At 49.3% G+C, this 24,307-nt stretch carries 19 protein-coding genes and 1 pseudogene; 8 read left to right on the forward strand and 12 right to left on the reverse strand.

All coding sequences use genetic code 11. The features are described 5' to 3' along the window. Positions 1-288: 288 nt before the first annotated feature. The 4 genes from QN379_RS00570 (at position 289) to QN379_RS00585 (ending at position 4,519) form a co-directional block, all read left to right on the forward strand. Positions 289-2,715, forward strand: a complete 2,427-nt coding sequence (locus QN379_RS00570) for an ATP-binding protein (protein ID WP_322235959.1) — start codon at positions 289-291, stop codon at positions 2,713-2,715. Continuing rightward, positions 2,712-3,128, forward strand: coding sequence for a response regulator (locus QN379_RS00575; RefSeq protein ID WP_322235957.1), 417 nt, complete (start codon positions 2,712-2,714; stop codon positions 3,126-3,128). Before QN379_RS00570 ends, QN379_RS00575 begins: the two co-directional genes overlap by 4 nt. Next, positions 3,121-3,537, forward strand: a complete 417-nt coding sequence (locus tag QN379_RS00580; protein WP_323505743.1) for an Hpt domain-containing protein — start codon at positions 3,121-3,123, stop codon at positions 3,535-3,537. Before QN379_RS00575 ends, QN379_RS00580 begins: the two co-directional genes overlap by 8 nt. 124 nt (positions 3,538-3,661) lie before the next feature. Beyond that, positions 3,662-4,519: a response regulator gene (locus QN379_RS00585; protein WP_322235954.1), complete on the forward strand. Its 858-nt coding sequence runs from the start codon at positions 3,662-3,664 to the stop codon at positions 4,517-4,519. A gap of 55 nt (positions 4,520-4,574) precedes the next feature. Here QN379_RS00585 and QN379_RS00590 read toward each other — a convergent pair whose 3' ends face one another. Continuing rightward, positions 4,575-6,338 carry a SulP family inorganic anion transporter gene (locus QN379_RS00590; RefSeq protein WP_323505744.1) on the reverse strand — a complete coding sequence of 588 codons (1,764 nt, stop codon included), beginning with the start codon at positions 6,336-6,338 and terminating at the stop codon, positions 4,575-4,577. Positions 6,339-6,342: 4 nt separating this feature from the next. Further along, positions 6,343-6,960: a ParB-like protein gene (locus tag QN379_RS00595; RefSeq protein WP_322235950.1), complete on the reverse strand. Its 618-nt coding sequence runs from the start codon at positions 6,958-6,960 to the stop codon at positions 6,343-6,345. A gap of 537 nt (positions 6,961-7,497) precedes the next feature. Here QN379_RS00595 and QN379_RS00600 point away from each other — a divergent pair. Then, positions 7,498-9,717, forward strand: coding sequence for a patatin-like phospholipase family protein (locus QN379_RS00600; RefSeq protein WP_322235949.1), 2,220 nt, complete (start codon positions 7,498-7,500; stop codon positions 9,715-9,717). 126 nt (positions 9,718-9,843) lie between these two features. On the opposite strand, the gene dapA is transcribed toward QN379_RS00600, so the two are convergent. The 8 genes from dapA to QN379_RS00640 all read right to left on the reverse strand — a co-directional run bounded on the left by dapA (position 9,844) and on the right by QN379_RS00640 (position 20,201). Continuing rightward, positions 9,844-10,809 carry a 4-hydroxy-tetrahydrodipicolinate synthase gene (gene dapA, locus QN379_RS00605; protein WP_323505745.1) on the reverse strand — a complete coding sequence of 322 codons (966 nt, stop codon included), beginning with the start codon at positions 10,807-10,809 and terminating at the stop codon, positions 9,844-9,846. A gap of 66 nt (positions 10,810-10,875) precedes the next feature. Then, positions 10,876-11,487, reverse strand: coding sequence for a hypothetical protein (locus QN379_RS00610; RefSeq protein WP_323505746.1), 612 nt, complete (start codon positions 11,485-11,487; stop codon positions 10,876-10,878). 260 nt (positions 11,488-11,747) lie between these two features. After that, complete coding sequence (locus tag QN379_RS00615) at positions 11,748-13,142, reverse strand: MFS transporter (protein WP_322235943.1); 1,395 nt, start codon at positions 13,140-13,142, stop codon at positions 11,748-11,750. A 495-nt stretch (positions 13,143-13,637) separates the two neighbouring features. After that, positions 13,638-13,787: a DUF3096 domain-containing protein gene (locus tag QN379_RS00620; RefSeq protein WP_322235941.1), complete on the reverse strand. Its 150-nt coding sequence runs from the start codon at positions 13,785-13,787 to the stop codon at positions 13,638-13,640. 272 nt (positions 13,788-14,059) lie between these two features. After that, on the reverse strand, positions 14,060-16,243 hold the full coding sequence (locus QN379_RS00625; protein WP_323505747.1) for a DUF3300 domain-containing protein: 2,184 nt from the start codon (positions 16,241-16,243) through the stop codon (positions 14,060-14,062). Positions 16,244-17,327: 1,084 nt separating this feature from the next. Then, positions 17,328-17,477, reverse strand: a complete 150-nt coding sequence (locus QN379_RS00630; protein WP_322235938.1) for a hypothetical protein — start codon at positions 17,475-17,477, stop codon at positions 17,328-17,330. A 351-nt stretch (positions 17,478-17,828) separates the two neighbouring features. Continuing rightward, entirely contained in the window at positions 17,829-18,689 is an 861-nt protein-coding gene (locus tag QN379_RS00635; RefSeq protein ID WP_416348506.1) for an oxidoreductase, read from the reverse strand. Between the two features lie 345 nt (positions 18,690-19,034). Beyond that, positions 19,035-20,201, reverse strand: a complete 1,167-nt coding sequence (locus QN379_RS00640) for an HPP family protein (RefSeq protein WP_322235934.1) — start codon at positions 20,199-20,201, stop codon at positions 19,035-19,037. A gap of 168 nt (positions 20,202-20,369) precedes the next feature. On the opposite strand from QN379_RS00640, the pseudogene QN379_RS00645 reads away from it, so the two are divergent. Next, positions 20,370-21,696, forward strand: a pseudogene (locus QN379_RS00645) (efflux transporter outer membrane subunit); the annotation flags it as partial. Between the two features lie 91 nt (positions 21,697-21,787). On the opposite strand, the gene hpaR reads toward QN379_RS00645, so the two are convergent. Then, positions 21,788-22,339, reverse strand: a complete 552-nt coding sequence (gene hpaR / locus QN379_RS00650; RefSeq protein ID WP_323505885.1) for a homoprotocatechuate degradation operon regulator HpaR — start codon at positions 22,337-22,339, stop codon at positions 21,788-21,790. Between the two features lie 217 nt (positions 22,340-22,556). Between hpaR and QN379_RS00655 the strand changes: the two genes are divergently transcribed. Both QN379_RS00655 and QN379_RS00660 read left to right on the forward strand, forming a co-directional pair. Then, on the forward strand, positions 22,557-22,688 hold the full coding sequence (locus QN379_RS00655; protein WP_323505748.1) for a hypothetical protein: 132 nt from the start codon (positions 22,557-22,559) through the stop codon (positions 22,686-22,688). Positions 22,689-22,712: 24 nt separating this feature from the next. After that, positions 22,713-23,003 carry a hypothetical protein gene (locus QN379_RS00660; RefSeq protein ID WP_323505749.1) on the forward strand — a complete coding sequence of 97 codons (291 nt, stop codon included), beginning with the start codon at positions 22,713-22,715 and terminating at the stop codon, positions 23,001-23,003. A 118-nt stretch (positions 23,004-23,121) separates the two neighbouring features. Here the strand turns inward: QN379_RS00660 and QN379_RS00665 are convergent, their stop codons facing one another. After that, the gene (locus QN379_RS00665; RefSeq protein ID WP_323505750.1) at positions 23,122-24,063 is read right to left on the reverse strand and encodes a bestrophin family protein; all 942 of its coding nucleotides are present in this window, start codon (positions 24,061-24,063) and stop codon (positions 23,122-23,124) included. Positions 24,064-24,307 lie beyond the last annotated feature (244 nt).

Here is a 24,307-nt window from a genome sequence, read left to right on the forward strand (position 1 = left end):
ATTAGTGTCAATCGGTAAGAATACGGATCTTTATTAATAGTTTGTAAAACGCGTAAAAACCGATGACGATCACTTTTAGGCTGGTCGTCGTCGCTTTCGTCAGGTATTTCCCCGATTATTTGTAATAGATGACTTACGGGCATTGGTGCTGGGAGCATGTTAAAACCGTTTAAACGTCGATTCGAGGTAGTAAAAAACCAGTCTAGCTGAGCATGTTCAACAAAAATACTAAAAACAGCAAAAGCTGCTGATTCGATTTATCCTCAATTTATTGCGCTTCAAGACGCTATGCCCCTCATTTCACTGAAATTAAAAAAATACTTTTCATCACGAGGCGTGGCCGTCTATCTGGCTCTGGCATTTTCTGCCCTTTCCCTTTTGCTTACTTTTATTCTGGTTGGCGTGATTGAAATCTCCGCCACCGATTCAATCAAATCACGTATCGGTAATAGTTTGAGGGAGCTGGCGGCCCAAACCTCCGACACATTTGATCGTGACATGTTCGAACGCTATCGGGAGGTCCAACTGATGGCGGCCCGCTACGATCTGAACACGATGCCAGACGATGCTTTACAACATCGCAAACAGCTGGAAACACTGCAAGAGAGTTATCCCTACTATGCCTGGATTGGGATGACCGATCTCGACGGCAAGGTGATCGTGTCGGCCAAGAAAGTCCTCGAAGGTGCAGATGCGTCGGGGCGTCCATGGTTTAAAAATGCATTGCACGGTATCTATCTAGGCGACGTCCATGACGCTGTGTTTTTGGCTAAATTGCTACCGCCCGTTACCGATGGCAAATCTTCCACCAAAGAAGCAATGCGTCTTCTTGACATTGCATTTCCCTATCGCGATAAGGACGGCCGCGTCGCTGGCATCCTGGCGACCCATTTGTCATGGCAATGGGCCTACGATATTGAACAGTCCATTGTCACACCATCGGATCAGCGGAGAAACGTCGAATCGATCATTCTCAATAAGGACGGCAAAGTTCTTCTTGGCCCAGGCGACCTTAAGAACAAAACAATTGATCTTCCCAGCTTGAAGTTGGCGCAAACGTCGCCCTCCGGTTATACAGCCGAAACATGGCCGGATAAAAAACGCTATCTGGTCGGTTACAGCGCTAGCAAAGGTTATGAATCTTATCCCGGCATGGGCTGGATTGTATTAGTGCGTCAAAGCGAAGTCGACGCGTTTATGCCGCTTAAAAAAATTCAGCAAAAGGTCATCTGGACAGGCTTGGCTGCCGCCGTATTATTTTCTTTTCTGGGATTGATCGTGGCGCGCAATATCATTCTGCCCTTGCGCGCGCTCGCCAAATCCGCCCAAAGAATACAAAAAGGCGAAATCGCGGATATACCAACAACGCCAGGCAATAATAATTATTTCGAAGTGCAAGCTTTAACGGCCTCGCTCAATGGGCTGGTCGGAGATTTACTAAAAAAAGAATCTGCGCTAAAAGAGCTAAATCTTACTCTGGAGAAGCGCGTTGAACTGCGTACCGCCGAACTTGGGAAAGCGCTAACGAAGGTTACCGAGCGAGAAAATCGTATTCAGAGCATCATTGAAACGGCTCAGGCAGCTTTTATTGGGGTCGATTTGCACGGTAACTTTATCGACTGGAACACACAAGCCGAAAAAATGTTCGGATGGAGTCGAAAAGAAGTCATCGGGCAACAAATGTCGCGCAAGATCATCCCCGCAAGATTTCAGACAGTTGTAGATGCTGCCATCCAAAAAGTGGTTCAAATAAGCGAGTCGGGCGGCCCAGGAGAATCGGGCGACTTAGGTAAATTGAACGCACTTAGTTTTCTGAATAATCGGATGGAACGCGTTGTATTGGACCGCCAAAATCATGAATTCCCAGTCGAAATCACAATCAGCCTGGTTCACAATAAAGACGAGTATTTTTTTAGTGCTTTTTTACAGGATATTTCTGATCGAAAAGAAGTTGAACGCATTAAAGATGAATTCATCTCGACTGTCTCTCATGAACTTCGGACACCACTAACCTCAATCCGAGGTTCAATCGGATTGCTGGTTGGTGGCGTCGCAGGGGAATTGCCGGAGCAAGCCAAAACACTTTTGGAAATCGCGAGTAAAAACTGTGCACGACTGGTACGACTGATTGATGATGTACTCGATATCGAAAAAATTGAATCCGGCAATATGCGCTTTGAGATGGTTGATCAAGCGCTGTTACCTATGGCTCAGCAAGCAATTGATGCCACGCAGGGTTACGCGGCGCAATTTAATGTGAAACTGATTTTAAAAGTCGCTGCTGAAGATAAAAACATTTATGTTTGCGCGGATCGAGATCGTTTACTGCAAGTGTTGATAAATTTGCTGTCAAATGCGATCAAATTTTCGCCGACCGAAGACACAGTGACGTTACATATTCTGCAACACAAGATTGCGCATGAAAACTGGATACGGCTTTCCGTGATTGATCATGGGAGTGGCATTGGGAAAGAATTTCGCCACCGGATTTTTCAAAAATTTGCCATGGCTGACTCGGCTGACTCGCGAAAAAAAGGTGGCACCGGTTTAGGCCTCAGTATTAGTAAAGATCTGGTTGAGCGGCATGGTGGGCATATTGGATTTCTAAGCGCTGTCGGTGATCCGACTGAATTTTTTATTGACTTGCCTGCTATCGTAGCGCCAGCAACATTCGATGCGCCACTGAAGCAAAGTACAGTTGACGGACATATATGACATTGCCATCGACCAAGGCGCACAACACAGTTCTCATGTCCATTATGTACATTGAGGATGACCTTGATATTCAGAGTATTGCCCGATTGGCGCTTGAATCTATTGGTGGCTTTGACGTCACCCTCTGTAGTTCCGGAGCGGAAGCGTTGACGACCATCAACAGCGGCAATCGACCCGACCTGATCTTATTGGACGTCATGATGCCGGAGATGGATGGACCTTCAACGTTGGCAGCATTACGCACTTTGCCTGGCGCTGCTGAGACGCCCACCATTTTTATGACTGCCAAAGCACAGCCGCATGAAATCGCGTATTTAAAATCATTAGGTGCGTTAGACGTGATCGCGAAGCCTTTCGATCCGATGCAGTTGGCGCAATTGATTCGGAAGCTGTGGGGCGAAAAAAATGAATGAGCAACGTACACCAGACGCTAATAAAGATAACGAATTAGCGCGTCTAATTATTTCTCTAGGGAAAGAATACGCTGAGATATTGCCGGCCAAATTTGCCCAGATGCACGCAGCCTTAGAACAGCTAAAAGAAGCGTTGGACAAAGGAGAATTGACCGGTGGAGGATTAAAAAAAAACGAAACCATCACTACTCTATACTTTCTACTCCATTCGCTGAGCGGAAGCGCTGGCAGTTTTGGCTTTATTGCACTGGGAAAGCAAGCAGGTTTGCTGGAACAACAAATGCAGATCTACATCGCCGACAACGCCTGGTCCGAAAAAACGTTGATCGATCTAAGTACAGGAATATCGACACTTGAAGCATTTCTGCCAGCCATCATTATGACAAAAATAAACCCCGACGGAGTCTGACAGGAATCAGATATATATTGACATTATGCAATCAAATTGTTACACCATGTGTATTCGTACTTTACAAAAAGCAGAGACGAAATATACTAGCGGAATAGGTAAATACGGAGAAACTTAACACCCAATGGATAACTCGGCTATTTACAGCAAGACCTCCAAAGGCATGAATGAGCTTAAAGGCGGCGCAAAAAATATACCACGAGATGATGCACGTATCTTGACGTTGATCGACGGTATATCCAATGTTGACGACATTAGTAACATGCTTGATTCAACGACCAACCTAAAGCTGGTGACTTCACTCGGGTCATTACTTAGCCAGGGATTGATTCGCGTGTTTTCCAACGGAAGTTCGGACGCTTACCGCGAATCATCAATCGAGACCCAGCAACGGACGCAATTTACGACAGATGGCCTGATTAAATTTACGCAGGCGCTGCCGACCATCCAAGTGACGGAACTCACACTAAGGGAAAGTGTGCAGGCGTGGGCCGAAGCCCGCCGCGGTGCGGCTATTCTGGAAAAAAAGGGTTTTTACACCTATGGACAAAAGACTTCGGGTCTCACTCCGAACGAGAACACAGCAGCGCTAAGAGTGATGGTGGTGGAAGACGACGAATCGTTAAGCCATTTACTTGAAACGCTGCTGAAACATAAAAATTTCGACGTCCAGATCGTAGACAATATTGTGGGTGCGATTACAACCTTGAGTGCGCTTGCAGCACCTGAGAGTGGTCCGCTGCCGGATTTAGTGTTGCTCGATGTCATGCTGCCGGGATTACCCGGCAAAGATGGATTTCACGTACTGGAATACATTCGTCGCCATCCAGCGCTACAGCAATTACCCGTGATTATGGTTACCTCACAGATTACGGACGAGTATGTGATGCGCGGCCTGAAGGCCGAGGCCGACGGTTATATTTTTAAACCGTTTAAATGGCAGACGCTTTATGAATGTATTCAGAGCGTTACCGGTAGGTAGACAACTGTCAAACCATCGGCGAGGCAGCCATTCGGTTCTGTCTGGCGGAAAAGGCTTAAAGAGCTTGCAGCTTAGTAACAGGATCAGTAGCACTGGCGGCGATCGAATTGGAGGTGGGGCTGGTATCCGCCTGTGCAATTCTCACCGTGTCGTCAACACTCAAACTATTCAGCGATTTGAGCGGAACAAGCGCCGAACCCAAGCCCTTCAGCAGGTCATAAACCGGCGCCTTAAGACGCGCTAATAAAAGTTGCCTTCCATCAAGCGCGACAGACCGATAGAAATCCAGCAATGCCTCAATACTCGAGCTGTCCAGATTGGGAGACTCTTCCAGGCTAATAATAACGGTATGAATCGACGCATCAGCGGCCTTCAAGGCCAGCCGCGCCTGACTTAAAATGCGTTCTGCATTGGCAAAGAAAATCGGCTCATTTGGTCTTAGAATTAATATGCCGGAGATTGCTTTTGCTCGCGGATATGTCGCTATATTCACAAAATCATGGCTTTGCTCCAACCGTCCCAAGACCACAATCGAGGACGCTGAAAGTTGTCGAAGCATCATTAAGATACTGATCGCAATGGCCGCCAGCAAACCGTCCAGTACCCCCAACAGTAATACACAGATTACAGCCGATATCACGACCAGCCGATCCCGATGCCAGGCAAAATAGGACCGAAATAAGGCTGGATTCAAGGTATGACTCACCGCATGGATCACAATTGCCGCCAATATCGGCACTGGCGTCAAAGCGATACTGGGTAATAGAGTCAATACAATAGCCAGCACCACCGCTGCCGCAACCCAACCTGCCAAGCGCGACTTAGCGCCCGCGGCTTCGTTAGCCGACGTGGCCGAATAACCGGCACCGACCGGCATTCCGTGAAATAACCCAGATACCAAGTTGGATACACCCAACGCCATCAAGTCACGATTCGGTGATACATTGTCGCCGACCTTCATCGCAAAAGTCCGAATAGAGCCATACGACTCGGCATACAAAATCATGACCATAGCAAAACCTAATTCGCCAATACGCAACCACTCTGCGTGCGTTAGCAGCGGCAATGAAGGTGTCGACAATTGCAGTTGAATTGTCCCCACCATCCCGATGCCATAGTCCGATAGGTTGAACCATTTACTGGCTGCGATACCGAGAGCGATGACAATCAGACCACCCGGAATATGTTTGAATCGGGCCAAAATAAACAATAAAATCAATGCGACGACTGTCACCGCAACGCCGACCCAATTCCATATAGCGACACGAGCGACTAATTCGGGAATAAAGCGGATGAGATCGCTGTGCACAGGCTGAACGCCCACCACGCTGGCACATTGCTTAAGAATAATCACAATCGCCAGCCCGAAAGCAAAACCGCGCAGCACAGGCTTGGCAATAAAATCGGTGACGTTACCCATCCGCGCCAGAGATGCCAGCAAAAAGAAAACGCCTGATACCAATACCAAACCGATCGCCAGCGTCAGCCGTAATCCAGCATTGCCATTAGCGATGGCGGCAGTCGCCGCTGCCAGAACTGCGGCGGACGACGACGTGGCAGAGACAATCGCAAATCGGCTAGTACCGAGCAAGCCATAGCACAATAATCCGGCAAACAAGGCAATCACACCGGCCTGTGGCGGCAAATTACCAATGCTTGCGTAAGCCACAGCCTCGGGTAATAACAGGCCCGCAATGGAGAGTCCTGCGATCACATCCGACCAACGATTTCTGTCGTTATTTTTTGTCGGCTGCTTATTGGTCCGCTTGGTCCGATTCACCGTTGCAGCGTTGACGGATGTGCTATTGGCAGCGCCCATCGCGTCAACCCACTACCAGACCGGTCCAACCGGGCAGATAGCGCGCATCCTGACTACCCGCAAGCTTCATTGCTTTTATCATCGCCTTGTCAAATTGCTCCCTCAACATATCGCGCGATATTCTGCTACGAAAAAAATCGGCCCAGAGAAACTCGCTAAATGGCGTCACATCTTTGGCATAACCACCGGCGCGGCGTAGTTCGCCTGCCAGACTGCGATATGGATCATCCTGCAATTTTTCCAGACGCTTTGGAATTGCATCAAACTGACAACGCACGCCATCGGCATCATAGGGATGCACCCATTGATGGTGATCCATGACGGTCCAAAATCTGGCGGGTTCGATAAAGGAGAGATCCTTTAACACCAGTAAAGATACCATTTTGACCTCCTCTTCAATCAGTGCCAGTCCAAAATGATGGTGATCGACGATATAATGGATGCCGTTCGGGCCAGAAATAGCCGGAAACCAGTGTTGATCTAACGCCGCTGCGCGCGCACGTTTATTGAGCTTCTCCCACGCCTTGCGCTTCAGCGCCACCTCCTCCTTACCTACCGTGATTTGCGTCGGGTGAAGCTTTTCCAGTTTGACACTAACGAGCTGTGGATGGGCGCTTGTCATAGTATTTTCCTAAAGCTAAAATTTCGTCGGCTAATTGTGCAATAGCGGTAAAATTGCCTGCAACCAAGTTGAATATCCCGCCAAATCGGCATGTATAAAAGATAATCGAACAGTTTGTCTTACAACCTGACGACAAAATGCAGACCACTAGCATCATCCATGTATAACGCATTAAAAAGCGAGGTAACTTGATAATCTAATATTAATACCTGCGTTAGTGAGGATGAGAATATTTTTTACCTCTTTTTTTTATTCCGTTATTTAGCAAGCGTAAAAAATCGGGCCAAAGTTTCCAAAGTATGTAGGCTGCCGCCTTCAAACCGCCGCGCCACCCCATGACCGCTCCACGTATTTTGCACTCTGACGAAACCTACGACCTCACTCATGCGCCTAAATGTTATCCGTTGTCTGAAACCGCAGCTTCGCCCCCTTTTGCGTACTGGTATCTCACCACGCATCCTTACAACGGCGCTTAAAAGTGTACTAATAACCATACTGACAACGGCTTGGACGCAGTCAGCATATGGCGCAACTAGATTGCCCGACGCAGCACCTGACACATCCCCTACAGTTGTACAAAAACGGCCGCGCATTGGCCTGGTCCTCTCCGGCGGTGGCGCGCGCGGCTATGCCCATCTTGGCGTACTGAAAATGCTGGAGCAATGGCATATCCCTATCGATTACATTGCCGCCACCAGCATGGGTGCGGTAGTCGGCGGTCTGTATGCCAGTGGTTTGTCGGCAGATGCGTTGGAAAAAAAACTATCTGAGATCAATTTGAGCGATATCGCGTTCGACCGCAACGATCGCGCAAAACTACCGCAGTCGCGTCGTGAAGATAATTTTCAGTATCCGATTGGATTATCTGCCGGTTACGGCGATGGCAAACTCAAGATAGCGACCGGACTGGTTCAGGGGAATCATCTGCTGGCTTTGCTACAGAACTGGACCACGCAACTGCCAGCCAATATCGATTTCGACCGTTTACCAACCCCATTCCGGACTGTCGCGACTGATCTTGGTACCGGCGAAGAAGTGATCATAAGAGCAGGATCGTTGCCGCGTGCAATTCGTGCAAGCATGGCTGTGCCGGGCTTATTCACACCTTTTAACATTGATGGTCACACTCTGGTGGATGGTGGTCTGGTCAGCAATTTGCCCGTTCAACTTGCGCGCGACATGGGCGCCGATATCATTATTGCCGTGAATATTGCCACTCCCTTGCAAGATCCCTCCAACATCGAGTCGCCAACAGCAGTCGCCCAGCAGATGGTGACCATTCTGATTCGTCAAAACGTTAAGGCCCAAAAAGCCTTACTTAAAGAGAAAGATATCCTGATCGAGCCTGAATTAGGTGATTTGTCTTTCACCGATTTTTCACGCGGCAAGGACGGTATCAATGCGGGTGCGCAGGCAACCGAACAAGCCCGTGCCAAATTGGTGCCTTTGGCATTATCGGATACCCAATGGAAAACATACCTGGCGGCGCGACAACCAGGGCACGTCATCACGGCAGAAACACGCATTGATGCGATCAACATCACGACAAAAGGACCTGTCCCGGCGGAGATCGTCCAGCGCCAGCTTGGCGTCCATGATGGTGATCTGTACAATTCAAGCGCCCTGAATCAGGACCTGACGCGCCTGACCACTAATGGAGACTTTAAAAGCGTCACGCAAGAAATGGTCGTAGAAAACGGACGCAATATTCTGAACGTGAATGCAGAGGCAAAAACATGGGGGCCACAATTCCTTTTATTCGGCTTTGGCGTATCGAATAGTTTTGATGGACGCGGCGGCTTCAACCTCCAAATCGGCCATCGGTTTCCGTGGCTGACCCCAAGCGGTCTGGAGTGGCGCAACGACATCGTTCTAGGTGACAAACAAGTCGATTGGCGCTCCGAATTGCGGCAACCAATCTGGGATACGCTCGGTTTGTATGTAGCACCTTATGCGCAATATAATCGCAGGCATGTGGACATTTATCCTGACGAAGGGGCCAACGCCAACACTGTGCCACTAACCTCTTACGTCATCGATAGTGCCACGGTCGGTGTCGACCTTGGCATACCGATCGCACGCTTAGGAGAGTTCCGCGCGGGCGTCAATTATCGGCAACTCAATGGTCACCCGTTTTATAACATTCCAGGTGAATCCGGCAACCTGTTTCTCAGCCAGCAAATCAAGCAAACGACTGCACGTGCGCAGGTCACCATCGACCAGCTTGACGACGCCTTATTTCCACGCAAAGGCTATTACCTGTCTGCGATTACCAATATCGCATTCGGCGGGGCAGAAAATCACTATAACGATGCACAGATCAAAGCGCTATGGGCGATCAGCAGTGGTCGCCACACCATTAATCTGGCGCTGGAAGGCGCTGGGGTTTACGGTGCAGATAACGCCAACGGTAGTATCGGGAATGGTGGACTGGGCTTTACACTGGGTGGATTCCAACACCTATCTGCCTATGCGCCAGACCAGTTTACCGGCAACTATTTAGCATATGGCCGCATCACTTATCTCAACAATTTGCGTGAATTTAACATCCCGGGTTTAAGCAATCCTGTATTCGGCAGTTCACTCGAAATAGGCGACGTATGGCAAACCCGCGATAGTGTGAACAAAGGCCCCTACAAGAAAAGTGTCAGCATGTTTGTGGGCGGCAACAGCTTAATTGGACCACTCTACTTCGGTTTCGCCCTTGCCCCGCAAGGCGTGTGGAATCTCTACCTGCAATTGGGACGCGTTTTTTGACGTTATCGTGAGGGATGGCGCATCGCTTTTTTTGGCTGAAGCGACGCCATTGTTGGTTGCTGTTGTCTGGCAGTCAAATCCACGCAAAACAATTTGCTATAAAATCCACTATAAGCAAGCCAACACTCATACCGACGTCAATGCCGATCTGAAGAATTGTGTTCGGTCAGCGTCATCCGTAAAAACACGGTTAATCAAAGGAGAATATACCGGTAACCCCATAACGCCTTCCAGAGCTTTCTCCAAGCGCCGCCGCCCAGACGCCGTCATCGCCGTCATTGGCAATCGCAACTCCTCCTGAATCCGATTCTGCATAGACAATGCAGCCTTCAAGGGGCCGGGATTAGGCTCCGAAAACAAGATCCGAATAAGCGGCAAAAGGCTATCGAAAATGGCACGTGCCTGCACATTATCGCCCGTTTGCATCAGCGCATATAGCTGGACATATAAATCTGGACGAATATGCGCAGCAGCAGAAATGGCACCGTGTCCTCCCAATAAAAATGTTGGAAAAATCAGAGTATCGTCACCACAAAAAACCTGCAAACGCGTATTCTCAATCAACTCAGTCAGTTGTAAAACATCGCCGCTACTCTCTTTGATCCCACAAAATTGCGGGTCTTGCGCAAGCAGCTCGACCGTCGTCAATGTGATATTCACGCCGGTACGAGCAGGAATGTTATAGATAATAATTGGTCGATCGGTGTGATCAGCTAATGTTTGAAAGTGACGCACTATACCCAATTGGGACGGCCGCACATACGCGGGTGCCGATATCAGATATCCCGCTAGCGCATAAGCATTAAAACGTCGCACTCTATCGGTTAAAGCGCGGGTATCGCTGCCGCCGATGCCCATTACAACTGGGCAGCGTCCGTCTACCGCTTCAATCACAGCAGCCAACAGCAAAGCTTGCTCGTCCTCCGACAAAGTCGCTGCCTCACCAGTCGTGCCGCCAACGACCAAACCATGCACGCCACTTTCGATTACATGCACGGCTAGTTTTTGCGCTGCATCCAAATCGATTTTTTGATCATGCGATTGCATGAAAGGTGTCACTAGAGGAACCCAGATTCCTTTAAAAATAGACATAATTTTCTCACTCAACGAATAGACATAATAATGACAGTTAACAGGACAATCTCATGCAGTTGATCATCATTCAAAAGGCATGACCTGACCAAACTCAGCACCCGGCAAACTATTCATCACGCTCGCCATAATTTGACATACCGCTGGCTTGCTCAAACCCAACCACACCTTCATACGGGTTGCATGGGCAATAGGTTGTATCCGAATAAACGCCACACAGTCGCCGCACGTTTCCATCACTACATGACGTAATTGAGTGACACAATCGGCACTAACGATCAGGTACATGATGCAATCCTGACGAGTGCGATTGAGTGTGGCTACATTGTGCATGCCACTACGGTGCTTAGGTGTGGAAGACCGTTCTTTAAACTGTGAAGGCAGAGCGCCGTTTGAGGCGTTTTGATTGTGTGTTTGAGGCGCAATCTGACCATCAAAAGTAAGACCGGTATCGTGACTAGCTGGAAGCGTTTTGGCGGCTGGTGCAGGACGTTTTGTATCTGACGTAAATACCGTGATATCGCTTTTTTGATTGCCTATTTTTGGCAAATTCCCAGCGTGGCTTTTACCAAAGTTTGCGGTACGCGACGTGTACGGAAAAAAACAAGGGAATAGGTACGACGACAAAGGAAATGATGTATGTATCTTTTCTATATCGATCGGTGACATCTTGTTCATATATAACCCGCTTCCGTGATCATCATGGAATATAGGTTAATAGATCGGACGTAAAGATTCTCTAAAAATGACGCGCTGCAATGTAAAATTTTTGTAAAAAATTATTGCAATTCAATACCCTCTTTTTTTATCACGAACAACCCATTAGTTAAGGTAGTGCATCATTTTTGGTAGCCGCATCCAAACGGTTTCTAGCAAGTATTATTTGGATGCAGCCGCGCGCTTAATTCTACGAATATTTTGCCAAAGACCGAACCGATCTAATCAGCCGACAATTCCTCCAAAGCCAATCCACGGGTTTCAATCCCCAGAAAAAATACCAATGCAGCAGCAACAACAAAACATAGCGCCCCGACCGTAAACACGCCACCCTGCCCCCATGTCGGCAGCACCACGCCAACAGCATAAGGGCCTAGCAAAGAACCCACGCGACCAATCGCGGAAGCAAAGCCGGACCCCGTTGCGCGGACACCGGTTGAATACAGTTCAGGGGTGTAGGTATACAGCACAGCCCACATTCCGAACAAGAAAAACTGCATACACAAGCCGCTCGCAATCAATGCATTTTCATGACCGCTCATCGCGCTTTTTCCATACAAGTAGGCCATCAATGCACCGCCCAGCAGAGAGGCGATGCAAGTCGGCTTACGCCCCCATTTTTCGACTAGCCATGCTGCCGTCAAAAATCCGGGAATCCCGCCAAGTGAAATCACCACGGTATACAACACCGACTTGGTCACCGCAAAACCGCCTTGTTGCAACAGCGCACCCAACCACGTAGTTAAGCCATAAAAACCGAGCAACGCAAAGAACCACAGACCCCAGATCATGATAGTCCGCGTGCGGTGTTGTGGCGACCACAGCGCCATGAAGGAATTGGTTTTACGTGACGTTGATCCGGACGGTAACGCGCCGATTGACCATAGTGGCTCAGGTAATACCTGAAGTTTGAGACTGCGTTTTACTTTACTCTCGAATTTTTCCAGCGTTGCCTCAGCCTCTTCGTGGCGTCCGACATGTTCGAGCCAACGCGGCGATTCTGGAATGAAGCGGCGTACCACTAGCAAAAATAATGCCGGTATTGCTAGCACCACAAACACGCTGCGCCAGTTATAGGAAGACAATACAAAATACGAAATCAGCCCAGCGGTGATAAAACCCAGAGGCCAAAATCCATCCATCAGCGCCACGTACCTGCCACGTGCCTTCGCGGGGATAAATTCCGACATCAATGTTTGCGCCACCGGAAATTCCATCCCCATTCCCAGCCCTAGCAGAAAACGATACAGTCCCAGCGTGGTCGCATCGGGTGCCGTCGAGCATAGGTAGCTGGCCACACCCCAAATAATCATGCTGATCTGAAATACCGGTTTGCGGCCAAAGCGGTCGGCCAACATCCCTGACATCGCCGCACCCAACACCATGCCAACAAAACTCATGCTCGCTAACGCACCAGCCGCTTGGGTGGATAATCCAAACTCGGTTTTTATTGAGCCCAATACAAAGGTCATCATCCCAAGATCAATCGAATCGAAGAAAAATGCCAGTGCGATGATAAAAAAAATCATCTTGTGATAGCCACTGACCGGCAAGCGCTCTAACCGTGCCGCTGCCTGCGGACCATGTCCAACCTGCATTGATACTGTTCCATCCATAGCATTTTCCCCTTTAAAATAGTGGTTCCCTCCTGTTATTTTGTAATATTCACTTCACCGCAGACCTACAAATAACGACGTTTACCTGCGTATTTACGTCGTATAAAGCGTGAAATCGTCGAAGGTATAGCCTGCGTTCAACTAACCGCACATCCGCATAGGATCAGTGCATTGGGGGCGGTGTATAGGGCAGACTGAGGGAGTTAACTTTGAAGGGACAAAGACACGCTTGTTGACAAACGCCGACAAAGTTTTAAATGTTATGTGCGCAACAATGATGGCAATTGCTAAGAGGTCGTTCACACCATCAGGACGCCCCACCAGATAACGTCGTCGCTAGTGGCAGAAAAATTAAATCGTCACAGATTTAAGATGCAACATGTTTGGCTTGGCGCGCTGAACTGCAGATCGAGTGACGGAAGCTATAGGTTCATTTCCGGACACCATAAAAAAATGCCAGGCCCCTTGTGAGATGAGGCCCGGCAAGCTTTTTTATTACAAATGTAAATGATTTCCAAACAACCCAATGACGCCTATCGCAATCAAATAAATGGCGATAATAAAGTTTAGCAGACGCGGCATGACTAAAATAAGAATACCTGCAAGTAGAGAAACTAACGGCACGATGGTGATGTGAATGTTCATAATAAAGTCTCGTCAATGTAGTAAAAGAATGAAATAGATTGCTCTAAAGAGTATCCCCGATTGCGATATCGCTTACTACTGGCTTACTATTTTTGGGCTAACCTGTGCGGTGTCATTTTTAAGCGACGTGATAAAAAGTCGGTTACCAGAAGAGCTTTTCTGGTAACCCTTTTTTTATTCCTGATGTAGTAAGTTGAGACGATTTTTAATCCGTTTTGTGAAGTCCATAAACTGCTTCAATTGTTGGTTTTTTGATCGAGTCAATCGCCTCCTCATTCATGCTTGTTTTCATCCTTCTTATCTGGATGAGGGCGACCACCACCTTCATGCGCCTCAGGATGATTGTTAGGCGCTTGTGGGTGAGGCTGTGCCTGCGGCTGCGCTTGCGGTTGAGAACGTTCTTGCTGTTGGGCCGGTGGCCGTATTTGCGCTTGGGAACGCTCCTGCTGTTGCACCTGAGCGCGCTGTGCCTGCTGTGCTTGAGCACGCTCCTGCTGCTGCGCTTGAGCACGTTCCTGCTGCTGTGCTTGAGCACGTTCCTGCTGCTGTGCTTGAGCACGCTCCTGCTGCTGTGCTTGAGCACGTTCCTGCTGCTGTGCTTGAGCACGCTCCTGCTGCTGTGCTTGGGCATGAGCTTGCTGTTGCGCCTGCTGCTGTTGCGCCTGCTGCTGCGCGTGCTCTTGCTGCTGCGATTGCATCTGTGGACGCGCCTGAGGTTGAGGCCGTTCCTGTGGCGATCCTTGAGGACGTTGTTCTGGATGCTGTGCAACCGGTGTGGCTGGTGGATGCGCCGCATCTGGTCGTACCTGCACTCCGGCAGCAGCAGCCGGTCTGTTTTGCGGGTTGCTCTCCGCATGCTCTTGATTCTGCCGCGGTCTGCCACTATCCGCAGGGTTCGCCTGATTGCCATCTGGGCGTTGTTGGTTCTGTTGCACGTTACCACCACGCGGCGCGACATGACTGAAATCAGGCCGACTCATTTTATTGAAATTTGGCGCTGTGTTGGCCGGCGTTGCGACGCCCGGCGTAGCGACGCCCGGCGTTGCGACGCCCGCAGCAGGTCCAGCGGGGCCAGGTCCTGGTGCGCGTCCACCATTGTTTTGAACAGGCTGACCGTGATTCATATTATTAACATTCGGTGGCCCTGCTCTGGTCGCCCCTTGTCCCGCGGTTCCAAGTCCGGCTCCGGCTACAAAATCTCGCTGCTGATTTTGGGGTGCGAAATTTGGTCGAGTAGCATTGTTCGAATTTGCCACGTTGTTGGCTGCCGCATTAGGTGCAACATTGGCTGGCGCACTGTTACTACCGCCCTGACCGGGAGCACCATTATTCGTTGTATTATTACGGGTATTGATGCTGTTGTTATTGTTCGCGTTATTGACCGAGTTATTGTTATGGTTATTGTAATTATTGTTGTAATTGTTATTAGTGACCTGATTAACAACCGTAGAAGATCGCGACACATAGGTCGCGTTGTTATACACCACTGCAGGCCGATGCCATCCACCGCCATCTGATCCACCATTACTATCACCCCAACCACGGTCATCATCTCGCCCACGTCCTCTATCTCCGCCGCCATCGCGATCACCGCCCCAACGCATTCCCCACGAATTCCAACCCCAGTTCGAATTGCTAATCACAACACCTACTGCAACGCCGAGGCCGAATGAAATCGCGCCGGTGCTAACCACCTCGCCAGTGCTATAGCGTGGTGGCGGCGGTGGCGCATAACTATAGCCAGGGTAATAGGCGACAGGATCGCCATAGACCACTCGCGGATTGTAAGTCGGGACATAAACGTAGTCCGGCTCTGTCGGTTCGATCATGATCATGTCAGGCGGGGCGGGAATGATTTCAGGCCCCGAATACACAGCTGGCTCACCCGGCCGCAATACATAACCTTGTGGCGGTGTCCGGTTGGCACGCGTCACGACGGCGATCTTTTGCTGCTTCGTAGTTTTCAAATTTCCGCTGGTGGAAGCGCGTTGACGCATGACCTGGATCGCATTCATTACGTCCGTCGGATCATTCACATAAGCTGCACCCAAAGCCGAGGTCCACTGAATATTTGACGCCATTTGATCCAGCACATCCGGGAACGTGGTCAAGCCTTTTACGCTGACATCCCACGGTTGCTGATTTGCTGCGGCCACCAATGCAGCGCCTTTGAGATTTTTGTTCTGTCCCAACCAGGCATCCGCAGCGGTAATCTGATCAGGATAGGTCGAGCCAGCCAAAACCTGCGCCACCAACTTATCTGGAAACAGCGCGATCGGCCCTACCATTTGATACAGCTGTTCCGCTGTCGGCGGCACGTAAGCAGGCTTAGCCGGAGACGCGTCTACCGCCGGTTGATCTGGCGCTTTGGTTTTATCGCATCCTGCCAGCGGTAACATTGCCACACAAAGCGTAGTGCTGAGCATCAATGACAGTGTCTTCTTGTTTTTTAACATGGTGATCTCACAATATTGGCATTTAACGGTGTTGATAGCAGCAAATTAGCACGTAACATTGTGATGATATTAAGAGGTTACAAACTATTGCATGTCCCGCATTTATTGATAGTTTTAAAGATGGAGTAGGCAAAGCCACGTTGATCTAGCCGCTAAGCGGTGCCATAAATTGGGCAATTCAGGAATATTTAGATTCTATTTCTAATAACTAACGCCGCTCAGCGCAGCTGGTTGACAGGACGATAATCCAGCATGTAATTCGCATTCTGGAAAACCATACCAACACTATCCTTCCAATCAACACGCGAAGATGAGAATCGACAAACGTGCTCACAATCAGGGCACGCTAACAGTGATAAAGTTTGAAGGCGAGGAGTCACTTATCTGCGATGCAATAAATTCAATGATTGAATTAAAGGCCACAAAAAATATACTTCCTAAAGGTATTATTGCCAGGTAACAACGCAGGTATTTAGTGTATTGATACAGACGCCATGTAGAAATACGATGTCTGTCATTTTTTAGTTAATGCTATTTTTTATCGACTTAAATTAGCATCATCTTGCCATGGATGATCACCGGAACATCGGTGCATAACTAAGCATATTATATTTTTTTGTAACCGATTGCGTCAATGCTGGATCGTTTTTCAATGACGTCCATACGTGCTTTTACCCACATGTTGATGGCGCATATGATTCAAAAATTGGTGCCGCTAAAAAGCCGACACCGTCGCTCGCAATATACTATTTTGCATCGCTTGGTCTGGTACTCAATGGCGGATGCTCGGCCGCGCAAAATGGCGCATCGGCAGTCGCCATACAAGATTCAAAAGCATCCCCATCATCAGCGGAAGCGAACACATAGGTTATGTCATCGACTTGAACTTCAGTCGGAGAAAGTCGAACAATTGCCATCGCGAACCTTTCAAATTTTTATTTCATTTAATAAAGGAATTAATTTAACACACCACGCGACATCACCGCCAATCACCAGTATTTTGCACGCACATACTTTGTGTGTGATAACACTCAATACCGTGATAAGACAATTGCACAATCGTAGTCTGACTTAGACATTCCGGTTAAAGTGGGTCAGTGTCAGGGAGTGGCTCCTGAATAGGAATAGGCATAGGAAAGCCACCCGGAAGTGGATCTTGCACCGGCGGCGGAGTATCCGGAACGGGTTTATTTGGCGAAATTTCGTCTGGTGGCGGTTCTTGAGGTGTATGCATTATTCACTCCTGATCCAATGTCATGAACGTCGTCCTATTATGAACCACCTACAAATTCAAATGGTACGACGCATGAAAACTTCCCATCGGGTTGAGGAAAAATTACCCATATGAATGACAAAAAAACCAATACTAAATTTTACCCGTCCAGCCAGTTGCGTGCAGAAGCGGTCTGGATAGTCAAATACAGGCCTACAAGCATGCCAGCGTCCGCTTTAATCAACAAAAAGCCCCACAACCAGATGGTGATGGGGCTTCTTTTTTAAATACATGTTGCTACTCTGCACATACTAGCCCGTGAGAAATTAACGGCTGTCTGGTACGAAGGGCATTGGGCGTTATTCCTTCGTATCATTCCTTCGGAAAATCAGTACCAATGCTGGTAGCACGCCATGCTTCGATTTGTTCCAGGCCAGCTTTGAGTTTCTTGCTGACGGCGTCAACACCAAATGTACCAAGCACCAAATGATGTGGTGGATTTTTTGTTTCTGTGACGAGAATCATCGCTGCCGCTGCACGCTGCGGATCACCAGGCTGGTCGCCACTGGAAGCGGCTGTGCCCTTTAAACGCACACCCGCAGTATCGGCATAGTCCGCGATCAGGTTCGGCGTCTGCTTCAAAGAACGACCGGCCCAATCAGTGCGGAATGGGCCTGGTTCAATACAGGTGACGTGAATACCGAGTGGAGCCACTTCTGATGCCAGAGAATCTGAAAAACCTTCTACAGCATGCTTACTGGCGGCGTAATAACCGGAGCCAGGAAAGCCGACTTTGCCAGCCACGGACGTGATATTCAATATATGCCCTTTATGGCGCGCACGCATCCCGGGTAGCACCGCCCGCGTCATGGCGAACAGACCGAATACATTGGCGTCGAATTGTGCCCGTATTTCCGCTTCGTCTCCTTCCTCGACCGAGGATTGATAGCCATAGCCAGCATTATTGACCAGCACATCAATTGCGCCAAAATGATCTTCTGCTGCTTTCACTGCGGCAGTGATCTGAGCAGAATCCGTCACATCCAGCGCCAGCGCTAGAGCATGACCGTTCGCACCTACGGCCAAATCAGCGACGCGGGCCTGATCACGTGCGGTCACAACAACGCGCCATCCGCGTGCGAGGACCTGTAAAGCCAACTCACGACCAAAGCCGGTTGAACAACCTGTGATGAACCAAACGGGTGAATCTGATAAAGAAATTTCGGACGTCATTTGCAACCTTTCAACAATGGTGTGGAATGTGACCAAATCTACTGCAGAGTATACTGCATCGTCGCGGCGACGGTTGGCAAACAGTCAAACGTCTATGAGAAAGAGCTAATAATTAAGATTCTTCGACGCCAGTAAGTAAAAAACGTGAAAACATTTTCAACATTTCGCAGTTTGGCTCCGCAGTTCGTCTCCTATAACGGCAACGATACCAATACATTGCTTGAAGCACTTTATGGCAATGATGGAGTGCAGAAATTCACCACCTTAACAGATGGCTGTCGGTGCTCGTGTATTGATTTTCTTACCTGGATTAATTGCCGCCAGCCCAGCCAAAAGGTTTGCACATCACATCTGCAAATGGCTTTTATACAAGCCCGCGATCAAATCTGATTGCGTCAGCATTCCCACTAAGCGACCATCATCGTCAACCACCGGTATTGAATGGTATCCGCGATCCGACATTAGAGGAACCAGTTCCACAATCGCTTGATGCTCGCTGACAACCGTAACGTCCTTAAACATAATCTGACCGACCACTTCTGGCTTGCTGGAATGCGCCCGTGGAATGGCGCGTAAAAGCTGTCTTATTTTTTTAGCCAGCTGACCGTAATGCTTGAGCTCGATATGCTTGACGAAGTCAGCTTTCGTCACGATGCCGATCACATGGCGGCCTCTTCCCAAAACGGGGATCGCTGTCAATTTGTGCGTCCGCAACAGATTCCATGCCGTTAATAACTCAGTGGCAAAATCAACACTAACGATATCCCGGGACATTAATTCTTTGCATGTCACGACGCCAAACTTGCGTCGCGCCACTTCCATCTCGGTCTCCAGAAATATCTTCTCCAGATCGCCCCTACTAATGTCGAGTACCTGGTTATACCGGCTTAACACAACGTCCAGATCATCCGGCGTAAAACCCACGCGCGAGGTCGGCTCCGGGTCTTTCAGTGCATGCTGGTTGCTATGATCTTTGAACGCGATATGCGGATAGCGGCGTCCGGTAGCGTTGTTGAACAGTATCGCTGTCAGCAAGAGCAAAAAAGTATTCAGGCCAACTGGAACCAACAAAAAGGTATAACCCAATTGATGAATTGCAGGGCCGCCGAGAACTGCCGTCAGCGCCACCGCGCCACTGGGCGGGTGCAAGCAGCGCAACCAAAACATGGCCCCAATGGCAAGACCCGCGGCTAACCCCGCCGCCAGCACTGGCTCGCCAATCAGCTTGGCGCAGGTGACACCGATCAATCCGGCACAAAGGTTACCACCGACAATCGACCAGGGCTGAGCCAGCGGGCTGGCGGGTACCGCAAATAGCAGCACCGCAGACGCGCCCATCGGGGCAATTAACCATAACGCCGCCGATGAATTACCCAACATTAAATAGCTGCACGCACCCGTCAGCGTGATCCCGATCAAGGCTCCGGAACAAGCACGCATCCGCTCAAAACGATCAACCCCGTCGAAACGCGTGAGAATGTCCCAAAGCCATATAAAGTTTTTTTTGATCATCGCTAAATAACGCTGTTCTGAAAAATTGTGAAAGGAATACGCATTGACGAACGCATCGACGAGTGAACGACTTATTAGCGTGTATTTGGCGAATCTTTTTATTTTGACGAATATAACACATTACGATATATTATTTTTAATGCAACTCACTGCTTTAAAAGTTGGCACTGGCGTAATTTCTTCTCCGATCCACGCCTGCAAAGGATCGAAGAGTTCGCGCTTAAAAACAATCGCGACTTGCGCGTATCAATGCCCAACGTCGAAGCTTCACAGGCGCGCTATCAAGTCACGCGCCGGACTATTCCCATCGATCGATGCCAATGCTTCGAAAGATCGATCACGCACGCCGTTGGATCTTTCCTCTTCTGGAAAGACGGTCTTGACCACCTATTCGGTCGGTCTCAACGCATCATGGGAAATCGACTTCTTGGGTCGCATACGTAGTCTGAAAGATCAGGCGCTGGCGCAATATCTGTTCACCGCCGAAGCACGTAAAGCCGCCGAAATTTCGTTATTGTCAGCAGTCGCCGCCCAATACCTGAGCATGCTCGCGTATGACGATCAGTTAGTAGTCACAAGCAACACGCTGACAAGCACCCAAGAGTCATACCGTATCAGCAAACTGCAATTCGACACCGGTACTGAATCAGAACTCGACTTACGTCAGTCGCAAGGCATTCTGGAACAAACATCTGCCAATCTGCAATCGCAAATGCGACTTCGTGCGCAAGCTGAAAACGCGCTGGTCTTGCTGATCGGCCAACCGCTGCCCGACGATCTGCCAGCCGGTTTGCCGCTCGATAGCCAAAATTTGCTCACCGATATTCCCGCCGGTCTGCCTTCTGATCTGCTGATTCGCCGTCCCGATATCGCAGCAGCCGAACAGACACTAGTCGGCGCGAATGCCAATATCGGCGCGGCACGGGCGGCGTTCTTCCCTGCGATTTCACTGACCGGTACGCTCGGTACGCTATCGCCTTCCTTTGGTGGACTGTTCAGCTCAGGATCGCGTGCGTGGTCGTTCGCACCACAAATCTCGCTACCGATATTCAGCGGCGGTGCCAACATAGCTAACCTCGAATGGGCGCAAGTAGAAAAACGTATTGAAATCGCCAATTATCAAAAGGTAATCCAAAGCGCGTTCCGCGAAGTAGCCGACGGCCTGGCCGCTCGTGGCACTTACGACAACCAGATCATGTCGCTGGAACGCTATACCCAAACCCAAAGCCGCCGACTAGAACTATCCGATCTGCGCTATCGCAATGGTGTGGATAATTATCTCAGCGTGCTGACCGCGCAAACCGATCTCTACAACGCGCAGTTGGTATTGATCACCGCACGTCTGCAACGGCTAACCAATCTGGTGGATTTGTATCAGTATTTGGGAGGCGGCTGGATTGAGCACACCGGCGATCAGCCACGTCCTGCCGATGCGGTGGGTGATATCGGTGCTAATGCCACGACGGCTGCAAACGCGACTGCTTCTGCAAAATAAATAGTATCCCTTGGCTGCCCGATCGTATTTATGGTCTGGCAGCCTTTTTTATTGGCCGTCAATCTTTGACGCGGCTCTCGATGACCGACTATTATTCTTTTCTTCCTTTACGACCATTAGCAAAGTGAATCTCGCTTTTTTCCGGTCGTTTGACTTGGCCCTTAACTGCCCTCAAATCAGTCGATCTTTGAGATAACGTAACGTGTAGAACCGACTCTGGTTCAGCAGCAATAAACCCTTCAAACGCATTCAACAGATCCACAATCACCGGCTTACCAAAAGCCTGTTCAATATGCTGATACTGCAAGTCAATTAACGGCGCGATTTCGCTGATTAGCTGATCGCCACTGGGTGCCAGCCGCACCAGCACGCGTCGCCGGTCATCGGCCACCGCGTTGCGGCTGATCAGCCCAACCTCTTCCATACGCGTTAAGACACCGGTCATGCTGGAACTGAGGATTTGACACATCTCACACAGTTCTCGCGGCTCAAGCTGCCCATGTTCATCCAGCAAACGCAGGATTCTCCACTGTTGTTCGGTTAGGCCGAAGTGATTCAGAATGGGGCGAAAGTGAGACATTAGTCGCTCCCGCGCTTTTAGAAAAAGTTGCGGGAGATTTCGATAGACGATGCGATGTTTCAGGGTGTTCTCCGGTTTCGTATTAAGTACGGTCTTCGTTACTTAATATGGTTACTGCTCCGTGGGTGCTTGCCGGTGGTAGACCGGCAGCTAGTGTCTTTCTTTTGCTTCGCCAAAAGAAAGGCACCAAAGAAAAGGCGACCGCAGAGACGCTGCCCTGCGGGTCCCCAAACGTTTTAGCCATCAGTCGGGTGGAGAAACGAACTCGCTTCGCTCAAACATGTTTCCCCACAATTCCCGCCTGAGGGCTAAAACACTTGGCAGCGCCAATGACGGGGTAGGTCAAGTGCCGCTTCAAAAACAACTGCAACGTCAACTGTGGCTGCGCCTGCAAGGTCAACTACAACGTTAACTGTGGCTGCGCCTGCAAAATCAAATGCAACGTCAACTGTGGCTGCGCCTGCAAGGTCAACTTCAACGTCAACTGTGGCTGCGCCTGCAAGGTCAACTACAACGTCAACTGTGGCTGCGCCTGCAAAATCAAATGCAACGTCAACTGTGGCTGCGCCTGCAAGGTCAACTACAACGTCAACTGTGGCTGCGCCTGCAAGGTCAACTGCAACGTCAACTGTGGCTGCGCCTGCAAGGTCAACTTCAACGTCAACTGTGGCTGCGCCTGCAAAATCAAATGCAACGTCAACTGTGGCTTCGCATGCAACAGCAATAGCCTTCATATCGAATGTTATTCAGTTTGCATTAACCTCATCTGCAAAGCTTTATATGTCAGCAAGCCATATTACTGGTAGTACACGATTGTCGCAGCGAAAATTAAGATTTTTTCTGAATCAAGTCAGGCAATAATTGACCACTTTCATCGGTGGTGGAATGTTTTCATCAGCAAGCGATTCACGCAAATTAATTTCGATTGTTCGGCATATCGTATCTAGCGGCAGATCATTCGATTCCATGCCAAATGGCTCCTCTATCTCATCGCCCAACGCATCCAAGCCGAAAAATGTGTAGGCTACGATAGCGACCACAAACGGCGTCATAAACCCAATCGAATCGACCAAACCAAACGGCAAAAGAAAGCAGTATATGTAGGCCGTACGATGCAATAACAGCGTGTAAGAAAACGGAATCGGCGTGCTTTTTATGCGCTCGCAAGCCGCGGCAGCAGCCGCCATCGAAGACAAGCTGGCATCAATCTGGACAGCCAGGCATGGCTCTATCCGTCCCTCTTTAATGCAGCGCTGCAAATCCAGACCCATTTTCAGCATGAGGAAATCTGGTTTGTTTGAAGACTTGTCGATTTGGTGCCATTCAGATTCAAGGAGCAAGCTTTTCAGCTCCGTATCGATGTTGCAATCACGCAGATGGTGGCGCAAAGCATGCGCAAAAGCGATCGCACGATAGATCATGCGTACGCGCGTATCCGCCAGGCCTAGACTTGCGACGGCAGGCTCCGGATAGGAAATCAAGCTTTGACACTGCCGCGAGAAACTCCGGCTTCTATGGACCAGTTCACCCCATAATTTGCGCCCCTCCCAAAACCGGTCATAGGCCGCATTGTTACGAAATCCCAAAAAGATCGCTATTGGTAGTCCGATCAACGTAAACGGAATCGTGGTCAGTGTAATTTTGAGGTCAAACAAATCGCCATGCGTCAGCGTCACCGCAGTGGCAACTAACGTGTTGACAATCAACGACGGCAGAATTCGCGGCATCACCGATCCGCGGAGCAATAAAAACAGCCTGAATCCGGACGGCCGATCTCTGATAATCATTTGGAATCTCTATTTTTTAATTTCACTAACATGTGAGTAATTATAGTGACAATGCCGACAACGCGTCAATCTATCTCATTACGGAAAAAATGTCCTGGGCTTAGTAGCTCTATTGATGGCTTTGTTATTGGCTCAGATGATGGCGGTGTTAATCGCATCATTAGTAGCCCGGCTGATATATACAACGAGCAGTTTTCAACGCATTACATCAATTTATTCCGATCATTCCAATGAGGTAATATCT

This window comes from Glaciimonas sp. Gout2 (genome assembly GCF_035018905.1).
In the GTDB taxonomy this organism is placed as follows: Bacteria; Pseudomonadota; Gammaproteobacteria; order Burkholderiales; family Burkholderiaceae_D; genus Glaciimonas.